Raw genomic sequence first — 12,126 nt, forward strand, 5'->3', positions numbered from 1 at the left:
GCGTTGCAGGGTGATCTTGATTGTGCCTATTCGCGGACCTGCCTGAAAAATCCATCCACCGACTGGCGCAGTGAATGGGCGCTGGCGGCAAGCTGCTGGGCGGCGGCGGCAAGGTCGGTTGCCGAAAGCTGGCTTTCATTGGCGACCTCGCGGATCGCATGGGCCCTTTGCGCGGCCTGATGGGTGCCGTCCGATGCCGATTGCACATTTTGGGCAATGTCGCGCGTGGCTTCGGCCTGCTGGGACATGGCCTCGGCAATGGCAGAGGCGATTTCGTCCATTTGCGCAATGATGTGTGAAATCTCCTGAATGGCTGTGACCGATTCCCGGGTGGCAGACTGGATCCCCGTGATCTGACTGCTGATTTCATCTGTCGCACGCGAAGTTTGCGTGGCAAGATTTTTGACTTCGGATGCCACAACGGCAAAGCCTTTGCCCGCATCGCCGGCACGCGCGGCTTCGATGGTGGCATTCAGGGCCAAAAGGTTGGTCTGATTGGCAATATCGGAAATCAGGCCCAATACTTCCCCAATATGATCGGCCGAATTCGCCAGTCCCTCAACCAGTTCATTGGTGTGCTGGGCATGATTAACCGCACGCCGGGCAATTTCCGACGAGTTATTTGCCTGCTGGGTGATTTCCCGGATCGACTGGGTCAGCTCTTCGGCGGCGGTGGCAACCGTTTGCACACTTCTGTTGGCTTGCGAGGACGCATTGGCAACATCTTCGGAGGTGGTGACGCTGGTTTGGGCATTGTGCGTCAGGTTCTCGGATGTCTGAGAGATTTTGCCAGCTGCCCGGGTGACATTTGACACCACGGTTGCAATTTCGCTGTCAAAACCGGAAATCGCGGCATTGCGTTTTTCATTGGCAAGCGACAGGCTTTTTTGCTGGCGTTCCCGTTCGGCTGTCAGGGTCTTGGCCTGGTCCATTGCCCGTTGGAAGACCTCTACCGAACGCGCCATTTCACCAATTTCATCGGCATCTTCAAGATAGGTGATTTCAGTGCTTGCCTTGCCTGACGACAGGTCCTTCATATTGTGGGCCAGCCGGGTAATGCGCTGCGAGATGTTTTTGCGGGCATAGAGGACAAAAATCGTTGCAACGATAAAGCCCAGAATCGTGATAATCGCCATTGTCAGCACCGACGTTCTGACATTGCCACGCATCTCGGCAACACCCTGATCCATTTGATCATGGATCAATTCTTCGGCTTCGTCGGCCAATGTAATGAATTTATCAAATGAGTCGTCGAATTTTTCATCGGCGGCAGAGCCTGCCTTGAGGCTTGAGCCGGAACCACCTGATTGCAGGGAATCGTATCTTTGATGCGCGACAGTCGTGAATTCGCCAATCGCGATGACGACCTTTTTCATTTTTTCCTGAACGGCGGGGTACGTGCTGGCGACAAATGTGCCTTCGTCATTCTCTCCGCCGTTTAAAATGGCATTGGCATACCAGGCACTTTCATCAAGCAGATCCCAGACTTCCTGGATGTTTTCGCCGCCGTCACCCGACATGATTTCTTCAAAAATCAGATGCGCCTTGGTCGCCGACAGTTTAATTTCCATCGCGGCGTCGCCCAGCGGGGCCAGTTCAACAGCAACCCTGTCGCCTTCCAGGCCGGTTGTAACAGTAAAATACATACCGGCAATGCCAATAGAGGCGATCAGGACGGCCATAACCGTGAACGCCATAAAAAGTCGCTGACTGATATTTTGTATGAGTGACATTTTTTGCCCCATGAACACGTGATTTTTCACTTTGTACTTCGTGGGGGCTTTTTCAATATCTATTGCATGTTTCTGATTAACATTAGATTCCTTAAAAGCAGCTATTATATTTTTACGTTTTGTTACTTTGCGCGATGCAATTCATGGCTGCATGATGCTCCGCCGGGGGCAATGGCCGTCAACCGGTCTTAGAGAAAAAAGACCAAGAGAAGCAGCAATGTCGCCGCCGCCGCCAGCACATTGGCAAACAAAAACCAGGCAATTTTCTGCCATGATTTTTGAGGTTGCCGGACAAGGTCCGGGTCATATCCGCTGCCTTGCATGTCATCCTCCTTCAAGACGGGTGTTGCAGCGGGTCATCGTTGATGTGACCCTTTTTTGACGAAATCATCAAGCAACACCACAAAGGTGAATTTGTGCCGCGAATGTAACAATTTAATGGCGATCACATTTAAAAAATGTCACGAAAATTGAACCATTTCAGATGGATAGGTGGGATCATCTGCCGGAAATTTTAATTTCAAAAAGGCAAAAAAAAGCCGCCTGCATGTGACAGGCGGTTTCATTTTCCCGGGCTGCATTGTTGCGCGGGTGTAATTTTAAAGGATCAGCTTTCTGTTTTTACAGCAAAAAAAGCGCCATCAGAACGACAATCGCAATCACGCTGCCGGTGGAATATTTTATGAAACGTACATAGCCGTCATAGATATTTTTGTGGGTGCTGGTCAGGTCGTAATCATTTCCCTGCATTTGGGCCCTCCATCCGATAAAAGAGTCCAGCCAGAACCGCATGGTGCCAAAAGACCATATAAATTGCCTGATGACCTGCCATTCGTCATAGGGTGCACAGGCCGGAACAGGCTGTTCTGGAGTCATTCTTGTTATATAACGGCGGGTATCATCGCGTGCAAGACGGGTTTTGACAACCCAATTCAACCAATTGCGTAAAATGCCACGGTTGAAAAAGGCGGTTTGCTATAGCTGGCGCCATAACCGGCGCCAGCGGCGCTTTCATCCGTTTGCCAGTACCGGATTGATCTGGGCGAAATCCGGGCTGTGCGAATCGTGCACGGTCACGCGTCCGTCGTCACCGACTGAAACCCGGTTCTCGGCAATCGCGCGGATCACCTGCGGATAGATCTGATGTTCCTGGCGCAAAATGCGCTGCCCCAGGCTTTGTGCGTCATCATCGGCCAGGACCGGCACAACGGCCTGGGCGATAATGGGCCCGGCATCCATTTCGGGCACCACAAAATGGACCGTGCAGCCGGAATATTTAACTCCGGCGGCAATGGTCTGTTCGTGGGCATGCAGGCCCTTGAAAGATGGCAGAAGGGACGGATGAATATTGATCAGCCGCCCTTCCCAGCGTTTAACGAAACTTTCGCTGACCAGGCGCAAATAACCCGCCAGAACCACCAGTTCCGCACCGCTTTGCGCGATCAGTTCACTAACGGCATGGTCATAGGCCTCGCGCCCGCCGGGATAACCTTTATGCGCCAGGCTTTTGGCCTCGATCCCGGCATTGCGGGCACGATCCAGGCCCTTGGCATCGGGCTGGTTGGAAAAAACCAGAACGATTTCCGCAGGGAAGCTTGCCGTTTTGCAGGCATCAATGATGGCCTGCAAATTGCTGCCACTGCCCGAAACCAGAACCGCCAGTTTCAGCCGTTTTACTTTTCCCATGCCCGGCCCATGTTTTTGATGATGACCTGGGGGCCATCGCCTGCACGCGGGCCGATGGTGCCGATCTGGCTGACGGTTTCGCCATGTTCACGCAACAGGGCTTCGGCTTCGTCGGCTTTATCCGCCGAGACGATCACGCACATGCCAATCCCGCAGTTAAAGGTACGGGCCATTTCGCTTGCCGGAATGCCGCCTTCCTTTGCCAGCCATTTGAAAACCGGCAGGTAATCCCAGCAATCGGCATCAAAAACGGCAGTGGCATTTTCCGGCAGAACGCGCGGGACATTTTCCGTCAAACCGCCACCGGTAATGTGGGCCAGGGCCTTGACCAAACCGGCCTTATGGGCAGCAAGGCAGCTTTTGACATAAATTCTGGTGGGTTCCAGCAGGGCTTCGCCCACTTTTTTGCCCGGTGCAAACGGGGCTTCGTCATCATAGGCAAGGCCCGCAGTTTCAACGACCTTGCGCACCAGCGAATAACCGTTGGAATGAACGCCACTGGATGCCAGGCCCAGAATAACGTCGCCTTCGGCAACATTGCTGCCATCAAGCAGTTCGCCACGTTCGGCCGCACCCACGGCAAAACCGGCCAGATCATATTCGCCATCGGCATACATGCCCGGCATTTCGGCGGTTTCACCACCGATCAATGCACAACCTGCCTGTTTGCAGCCCTCGGCGATACCGGCAACAACATCGGTTGCCTTTTCAACGGCAAGCTTGCCGGTGGCAAAATAATCCAGGAACAGCAGCGGTTCGGCCCCCTGAACAACCAGGTCATTCACACTCATGGCGACAAGGTCGATGCCCACGGTATCGTGTTTGTCCGCCAGAAAGGCGACTTTCAGCTTGGTGCCAACGCCATCGGTACAGGAAACCAGCACCGGGTCGTTATAACCGGCTGCTTTCAGGTCGAACAGTGCGCCGAATCCACCCAGTCCGCCGGAAACACCGGAACGGCTGGTGGCCTTGGCCAGGGGTTTAATTGCATCGACAAGGGCGTTTCCGGCATCAATATCAACACCGGAGTCCTTATAGGTGAGGCCGTTGCGGGCGGTCATGGGCGATCCTCGCACTCACTGGATTTAAAAGGAAAAGCGGGAAAGCCCGCGTTTATCATCGCTACCCGCAAACCGGTAACATTGGTAGCGATGATAAACGCGGACTTGATAAATTCCGCTGGGCCGAAAATACTCAAACCCGTGCTGAATGCAATGATCTGCTGCGCATGGGAGACTTTTCTTTCCGTCATGCGTTAGCTATGCAACAAGGTCTTTGTATCGCCGCGCTGCCAGAAGGCGCAGGCAAACCAATTTCAGGGGCCTGAACCACGATGAAACGGGCAAAGAGGCAAACGTGCTGGACCGATTAAAACCAATTCACCTGCTGGCCGGAATGATCACCGGTATTTTTGTGCTGGTTTCCGGCGGTATGGCGACATCCGCCGCAGCGCAGGATTTATATACCGTGAGCGGCATTCATGTAGACAAAAGTGCCGCCAGTGCCACACAGGCACGCGACGCGGCCCTGGCAAGCGGGCAGCAGATTGCCTTTTCCCGCCTGATCAGCCGCCTGACCCTGATGGGGCCTGGTGCGGCGGCGGGCATGGCGGACCAAAACACCATTATCAATATGGTGCGTGATTTTGGCGTCACCAATGAAAAAACCTCGTCGGTGCGCTATATCGCCGATATGAGCGTGCGCTTCAAACCCGATCAGGTGCGCCAGTTCCTGCAAAACCGCAACATTCCCTTTGCCGAGACGATTGCGCGCAAGGTTTTGATTTTGCCGGTATTTTCCAGCCAGGGTTATACCAGCCTGTGGGATGACCCCAACCCGTGGCGCGATGCCTGGAGCCGGGTTTCCGGGGAAAGCGGCCTTGTGCCGATCACGCTTCCGGTGGGCGACCTTGACGATATCAGCACCATTTCGGTGGAACAGGCGCAGTCGGGCGACCAGGCCGCGCTTGACCGGATCGGCCAGCGTTACGGGGCCAATGTTGCCGTGGCGGATGCCGAGATGAGCGGCACGGGCGATGCGCAGGCTGTTGATATTTCGGTAACGCGCTACGATGCCTCGGGCGCGCCGCAGGTTTTTGGGGTGCATGAAAGCATGGCGGCAGGCGAATCGGTTGCTGATGTGTTGCAGCGTGCGGCCACCGATGTGCGGGCCCAGTTGGAAAATAGCTGGAAACAGGCCAACATGATCGATTATGGCGCGGGTGGCGAATTGATGCTGTTTATTCCCATCACCGGCATGGATGATTGGGCCAGGATTGAAAACCGGCTGGAAAACCTGCCGGTGATCAAGCTGATGCGGGTTGTTGCCATGTCACGCCGCGAAGTGCAGGTTGATGTTGAATTTGCCGGTACCACCGACCAGTTCCGCGTTGCCCTGGCACAACAGAACCTGAATCTTAAACAGATTGACCAGTTGTGGTTTGTTGAGCCATCGGGCAGCGACCGGCTGTCAAAACTGATGGGTCATCCCTAAACCGGGAAATTGCCTTTCGCCGTGATATGGCGATGTTATAAGGCGATAATCGGTTATATAAATTGACGGGCGCACGATCATGGGACGTGTGCCCGTATTTTTGCCTTTCGATGTCATCACGGGTTGATCCTGATGATATTGCGCGTTATTCGCCGCTGCTCCGGGGTGGGGTGGCGGTTGCCATTGAACGTCACAGGGAAACGGAAAACCAACATGACAATCCGCGATCAGGTGCGTTTCTGGCTTTTGGCCTGTGGCGCGTTCTTCTTTTTGATCTGGCTGTTTTCGGGCATTTTGCTGCCCTTTGTGGCAGGCATGGCGATTGCCTATTTCCTGGACCCGCTGGCTGACAGGCTTGAGGCACGCGGCATAAGCCGCACCATTGCCACCACCATTATTACCGCGCTGTTTTTCCTGTTTCTGGTCTTTGTCCTGGTGCTGATCGTGCCATTGATTGGCAGCCAGCTGGCCGGTTTTCTGGAACGGTTTCCCGGTTATATCAGCAATCTTCGGGACCAGGCTGCCCCTTATATCCAGCATATTACCGATAAAATCGCGCCTGAAACGCTTAATAGTGTTGGCGAATCGATCAAGGGGCAAACGGCCAATGCGATTAAATGGGCGGGGAATATTGCCGGCAACCTTTTAACCGGCGGCCTGGCGGTCCTTAATTTCCTAAGTCTGGTTTTTATTACACCGGTGGTATCTTTTTACCTGCTGCGCGACTGGGACAAGATTGTGAGAAAGGTCGATAGCTGGTTGCCGCGCTGGCTGGCTGGCGACATTCGCCAGTGCGCGCGCGATATTGACCTGACACTCGCGGGCTTTGTGCGCGGGCAATCAATGGTGTGTTTGTTACTCGGGCTGTTTTACGGGCTGGGTTTGACGCTGGTCGGGCTTGAGTTCGGCTTTCTGATCGGCCTTATGACCGGCATTCTGTCCTTTGTGCCTTATTTTGGCATGCTGGTGGGTTTTGCGGTGGGCGTCGGCGTGGCCGTTGCGCAATTTGGACTGGGGCTGAACGTTGTTTTTGTCATTGGCGTCTTTTTGCTGGGCCAGTTGATGGAAGGCAATTTCCTGACCCCGAAACTGGTGGGCGACAAGGTGGGCCTGCATGCCGTTTGGGTGATGTTTGCCCTGCTGGCAGGGGGCGCTTTGTTTGGCTTTTTGGGGGTCATGCTGGCCGTACCGGTGGCAGCCGCCATTGGGGTTCTGGTACGCTATGCCCTGGCGAAGTATCTTGATAGCCGCCTGTATGATCATGCGCCATCCGAACTGGCGAAAATGGCGCATGAGGATGATCCGGATGTGAATGAAAGTAACAGTGCGGATAAAACGTCCGGGGCAGGCGGCCACAAGCCGGACGCATCGGCGGATGCGCCTGCATGATGAATGTGACAGCAAAATAATGACGGCACCAACCGTGGAAACCCTGATCCCGCAACAATTGCCGCTGGCGCTGGAAATGCGCCCGGCGCTGGCGCGTGCCGATTTCATGGTGGCAAATTGCAACCGCGAGGCTGTGACCTGGATTGACCGCTGGCCGGAATGGCCGGTGCCCGCCTTGTGCCTGTATGGTCCGGCGGGCTCGGGTAAAAGCCATTTGGCCGAGGTGTGGCGCGCGCGCTCTGGTGCCTCAAGTGTTGCGGGCAGCGATTTGATCGGGGCGGATCCTGATCGCCTTTTGGGCGATGATACGGGGCTGGTGATTGAAGATGCCGATATGGCAATTGATGAAACCGTGTGTTTTCATCTGTATAATATGCTCAAGGAACGGAACGGCCATTTGCTGCTTACCGCCCAGCAGCCGCCATCGCGCTGGAAGGTTCGGCTGGCGGATTTGCGCTCGCGTTTGGGGGCCGCACTGGTGTGTGAAATATCCCCGCCCGACGATGATTTGCTGGTCGGTTTGCTGATCAAACTGTTTGCCGACCGGCAAATTGCGCCATCACCGCAAATCGTGGCCTATATCGTGCCGCGCATTGAACGGTCTTTTGCGGCCTTAACGCAACTGGTTGCGGCAATTGACCGCCGCGCCCTGGCCGAAAAACGCGCCGTGACCCTGCCGCTGGTGCGTTCGGTCATGGAGGAAAAACAGTAATGCCGTCATCATGCCGTTTTGCCATCGGTCTTTCTGTATGACCTGGCAGGGCGTATGGCGCGCCCGACGGGCAGGGTGGTATTGTGGCGTTGCTTGCAATGCGTTCAGATCATGCCAAAGTGAAAAAGTCCTGTATTTGGCAAAAGTTGCGTTATACAGGGCGTTCCATTAACAGGCGGGATCAGATGAGTGATCGAAAAACGTACTATTGCTAAAAAGTCTCTTAAAACGCAGACCGATGCCCTGGTGGCACGGGGGCATGTTTTGGGGTGGCGGGAATGGATCGGCTTGCCCGATTTTGGGGTTCCCCTGATCAAGGCCAAGGTGGATACGGGGGCACGAACGTCGTCGATTCATGCGATGCAGATCGAACTGGTCGAAATTGATCATAAAAAATTCGTCAAATTTGTCTTGCCCCATTATCGCGGGGATGGGCATGGTCCGATACATTGCACGGCACCGCTGGTCGCCATACGCGGTATTCGCAGTTCCAACGGCGAGCAGGATGAACGCTATATTATTTCAAGCCATATCGCGGTGGGGCATCATCGGGTGAAGGTCGAAATATCGCTGGCAAACCGGTCGTTAATGGGGTTTCCCATGCTGCTGGGGCGCACGGCAATCAAGGCCGGAAGATTTTTGGTTCAACCGGCAAAATCTTATCTGGCGGGAAAGCCGGAACAGGTTTATATGGCCGATCCTTCGGTCACTGAATAAAGCCATCCGGCGCTTAGGGGCCGGTATCTTGGGTATACCACCCAGTCATGTTTTAACGGGAGTCCATTTTATGAAAATCGCGATGCTTGCGCGGAACGCCAATCTGTATTCCCACAAACGACTGGTAGAGGCCGCCCAGGCGCGTGGTCACGAAATTGATGTCATCAACACCCTGCGTGTAACCATGAACATCACCTCGCTCAAGCCCGAAGTGTATTATGGCGGCCAGAAACTAAGTGGTTATGACGCCGTTATTCCGCGTATCGGTGTGTCGGTAACGTTTTTTGGTCTCGCCGTGTTGCGCCAGTTTGAAATGATGGGCGTTTATCCGATGAATGAATCGGTCGCCATTGGCCGCTCGCGTGACAAGCTGCGATCCCTGCAAATTCTTGCCCGTCGTGGCATTGGCCTGCCCGTAACCGCCTTTGCCCATGATCCGCGCAAAACCGACGAGGTTCTCTCGATTGTTGGCGGGGCCCCCGTGGTGATCAAGCTTCTGGAAGGCACCCAGGGCATTGGCGTGGTTTTGGGCGAAACCGAAAAATCGGCCAAATCCGTGATCGAGGCCTTCCGGGGGGCCAATGTTGACATCATGGTGCAGGAATTCATCAAGGAAGCGGGCAATACCGATATTCGCTGTTTTGTGGTCGGCGGCAAGGTTGTCGCCAGCATGGAACGCACCGGTGCGCCGGGTGATTTCCGCTCCAACATCCATCGTGGTGGTGCGGCGCGTGCCGTACGTATTACCCCGCAGGAACGCGCAACCGCCGTTGAAGCAGCCAAGGCAATGGGGCTAAATGTTTGTGGCGTAGATATTTTACGCTCCAACCACGGCCCGGTGGTGATGGAAGTCAATTCCTCGCCGGGGCTTGAGGGCATTGAAGGGGCGACCGGCAAGGATATTGCGGGCATGATCATTGAATTCATGGAACGTGATTACCGCCCCGGCAAGGTCAAGACCAAAGGCAAAGGATAAAATAGTGACGGGATACGACGAAACGCCAGCCCGAAAGCGCCAGAAAAACCCTGATTTCAAATTGGGAAACAGGATTGTGGCACCTGGTGCCCGCCAGCTCGTCGATCTGCCGATTTCGCTGTTATCCAATCATACCCCGGTTAATCTGACCGTGAATGTGGTGCATGGCAAACGCCCGGGACCAACCCTGTTTGTCAGTGCGGCGGTACATGGGGATGAAATTGTCGGTGTTGAAATTATCCGCCGGGTTTTGAAATCGCCTGTTTTGCGCCATTTGCGGGGCACTTTGCTGGCGGTGCCGGTGGTCAATGCCTTCGGGTTTTTAAACCATACCCGGTACCTGCCGGACCGGCGCGACCTTAATCGCTGCTTTCCCGGCAGTGCGCACGGGTCGCTTGCGGCCCAGCTTGCGCATCTGTTTTTGACAGAAATTGTCGAACGGTCCGATTTTGGCATCGACCTTCATACCGCGGCGGCAAACCGGGTCAATTTGCCGCAGGTTCGTGTGAATGAAGGCGATGACCGTATCATGAAATTTGCCGAATGCTTTGGCGCGCCGATTATTCTGACATCGCCCTTGCGTGAAGGATCGCTGCGCCAGGCGGGCAAGGATGCGGGCGTGCCGATCCTGCTTTATGAAGCGGGCGAGGGGCTGCGCTTTGACGAAATGGCCATTCGTGCCGGGGTTTCCGGTGTTTTGCGCGTGATGCGTGAATTGGGAATGGTCGCGGAAAAGGCAGTGCGCGCCCCGCGTTTGCCATCGTTCAAATCGTCCGCCAGTCAATGGTTGCGGGCCCCCGTGGGCGGCATGTTACGCACCTTCAAGCTGGCAGGCGACTTTGTGCGCACGGGGGATGTTGTGGCGGCGGTGTCCGACCCGTTTGGACAAAGCGATACCGAAGTGCTGGCAAAGCAGGACGGGTTGATTATTGGCCGGACCAACCTGCCGATTGTCAATCAGGGGGATGCGCTGTTTCATGTGGCCGCAATCAAGCGTCCGGCGGAATTGCAGGAGCGGATGGATGCCATCGAAACGCATCTTCAGTCCGATCCGCTGCTTGATGAAGACGAAATCATTTAACCCGTGTGCTTAAATCCGTATGATAACCGGCAAGTCACTGGCGCCATGCGCCGGGCAATGTTATAGCAGGGTTCATGGAAACAATTACAAAAACTGAAGACCTTCGCATTTTGTGCGAAAAGCTGCGCCAATATGATTATGTCACGGTCGATACCGAGTTTATGCGCGATTCGACCTATTGGCCGCAATTATGCCTGGTACAGCTTTGCAGCCCCGAGGCAGCCGATACCGGGGCGGCGGTGGATCCGCTGGCCGATGGGATTGACCTGACCCCGCTTTTCGAGCTGATGCAGGATGAAAGCGTGATCAAGGTGTTTCACGCCGCCCGCCAGGATATCGAGATATTTGTCCATCTGAATGGCAAGGTGCCCCATCCGGTCTTTGATACCCAGGTTGCGGCAATGGTTCTCGGCTTTGGCGACCAGGTGGGTTATGAAACGCTGGTCAATAAAGTGGCGCGTAAAAACATTGATAAATCAATGCGCTTTACCGACTGGTCCCGTCGCCCGCTGTCAAGCAAACAATTAAGCTACGCCCTGTCGGATGTCACACATCTGCGCACGATATACGAGGATTTTCACGAACGGCTGACGGCCAATGACCGCGCCCCGTGGCTGTTTGAGGAAATGGAACGTCTGACCGATCCGGGCATTTATACCATTGATCCGGCGGATGCCTGGTTGCGGCTTAAAACCCGGTCAAACAGCCCCAAATTCCTGGCGGTGGCAAAGGCGCTGGGCGAATGGCGTGAAACCGAGGCACAGCGCAAGAACCTGCCGCGTAATCGCGTTATGCGCGATGATACGTTGCTTGATATTGCAGCCCGTCAGCCGCAAAACGAGACTGATCTGGATAAAACCCGCGGGGTGGGGCGTAATTTTGGCGCCAGTAAACCCGGCCAGGCGATTATCGAGGCCATCAAAAATGCGCTGGCGCAACCCCAGGAAACCTGGCCGCAACCTAAGGCCCGAACAGACCTTCCCGCCGGTATCGGCCCGACGGTGGAACTTTTGAAAGTTCTGTTGAAGCTCTGTAGCGAAGAAAAGGGGGTGGCCCAGCGTCTGGTCGCCTCGAGCGATGATTTGCAAAACATTGCGGCGGATGACAATGCCGATGTTCCCGCCCTGCATGGCTGGCGCCGCGAGCTTTTCGGGCAATATGCCCTGCGTCTGAAGCATGGGCAAATCGCCCTGAAGCTTGAAAAGGGTGAAGTGGCTCTGGTCGAGCTTGAGCCGAATTCCTGACAAACACCGGCTCGGGTTTTAGACAGCCAGCTCGCCAGATGATCAATAATCCCGCTAGCATAGCGGGGTTTTGCTTTGGGTCGTTTGCGATCTTT

12 protein-coding genes are annotated in these 12,126 nt (G+C 55.0%); 7 read left to right on the forward strand and 5 right to left on the reverse strand.

All coding sequences use genetic code 11. The features are described 5' to 3' along the window. Positions 1-26 precede the first annotated feature (26 nt). The 5 genes from TH25_RS11050 to purM all read right to left on the reverse strand — a co-directional run bounded on the left by TH25_RS11050 (position 27) and on the right by purM (position 4,480). Positions 27-1,733, reverse strand: a complete 1,707-nt coding sequence (locus tag TH25_RS11050; RefSeq protein ID WP_181847563.1) for a methyl-accepting chemotaxis protein — start codon at positions 1,731-1,733, stop codon at positions 27-29. Positions 1,734-1,921: 188 nt separating this feature from the next. Next, entirely contained in the window at positions 1,922-2,056 is a 135-nt protein-coding gene (locus tag TH25_RS25415; RefSeq protein ID WP_258549117.1) for a hypothetical protein, read from the reverse strand. A gap of 298 nt (positions 2,057-2,354) precedes the next feature. Then, a complete protein-coding gene (locus TH25_RS11055) occupies positions 2,355-2,483 on the reverse strand; it encodes an aa3-type cytochrome c oxidase subunit IV (protein ID WP_114088601.1) in 129 nt (42 codons plus the stop codon). A 261-nt stretch (positions 2,484-2,744) separates the two neighbouring features. After that, a complete protein-coding gene (gene purN, locus TH25_RS11060) occupies positions 2,745-3,419 on the reverse strand; it encodes a phosphoribosylglycinamide formyltransferase (RefSeq protein WP_114088481.1) in 675 nt (224 codons plus the stop codon). Then, on the reverse strand, positions 3,407-4,480 hold the full coding sequence (purM, locus tag TH25_RS11065; protein ID WP_114088482.1) for a phosphoribosylformylglycinamidine cyclo-ligase: 1,074 nt from the start codon (positions 4,478-4,480) through the stop codon (positions 3,407-3,409). The genes purN and purM overlap by 13 nt, the downstream gene beginning before the upstream one ends. A 295-nt stretch (positions 4,481-4,775) precedes the next feature. Between purM and TH25_RS11075 the strand changes: the two genes are divergently transcribed. The 7 genes from TH25_RS11075 (at position 4,776) to rnd (ending at position 12,031) form a co-directional block, all read left to right on the forward strand. After that, the gene (locus TH25_RS11075; protein WP_258549118.1) at positions 4,776-5,912 is read left to right on the forward strand and encodes a DUF2066 domain-containing protein; all 1,137 of its coding nucleotides are present in this window, start codon (positions 4,776-4,778) and stop codon (positions 5,910-5,912) included. Between the two features lie 213 nt (positions 5,913-6,125). Continuing rightward, positions 6,126-7,301 (forward strand): AI-2E family transporter, encoded by a 1,176-nt coding sequence (locus tag TH25_RS11080; protein WP_114088484.1) that lies wholly within the window; start codon positions 6,126-6,128, stop codon positions 7,299-7,301. Between the two features lie 19 nt (positions 7,302-7,320). Beyond that, a complete protein-coding gene (locus TH25_RS11085; RefSeq protein WP_114088603.1) occupies positions 7,321-8,013 on the forward strand; it encodes an HdaA/DnaA family protein in 693 nt (230 codons plus the stop codon). A gap of 189 nt (positions 8,014-8,202) precedes the next feature. Beyond that, positions 8,203-8,730: an ATP-dependent zinc protease family protein gene (locus TH25_RS11090; protein WP_114088485.1), complete on the forward strand. Its 528-nt coding sequence runs from the start codon at positions 8,203-8,205 to the stop codon at positions 8,728-8,730. A gap of 70 nt (positions 8,731-8,800) precedes the next feature. Then, entirely contained in the window at positions 8,801-9,706 is a 906-nt protein-coding gene (gene rimK, locus TH25_RS11095) for a 30S ribosomal protein S6--L-glutamate ligase (RefSeq protein WP_114088486.1), read from the forward strand. 4 nt (positions 9,707-9,710) lie between these two features. After that, the gene (locus TH25_RS11100) at positions 9,711-10,787 is read left to right on the forward strand and encodes a succinylglutamate desuccinylase/aspartoacylase family protein (protein ID WP_114088487.1); all 1,077 of its coding nucleotides are present in this window, start codon (positions 9,711-9,713) and stop codon (positions 10,785-10,787) included. Between the two features lie 74 nt (positions 10,788-10,861). Next, positions 10,862-12,031, forward strand: a complete 1,170-nt coding sequence (rnd, locus tag TH25_RS11105) for a ribonuclease D (RefSeq protein WP_114088488.1) — start codon at positions 10,862-10,864, stop codon at positions 12,029-12,031. Positions 12,032-12,126: the final 95 nt, after the last annotated feature.

This window comes from Thalassospira profundimaris (assembly GCF_003326755.1).
In the GTDB taxonomy this organism is placed as follows: Bacteria; Pseudomonadota; Alphaproteobacteria; order Rhodospirillales; family Thalassospiraceae; genus Thalassospira; species Thalassospira profundimaris_B.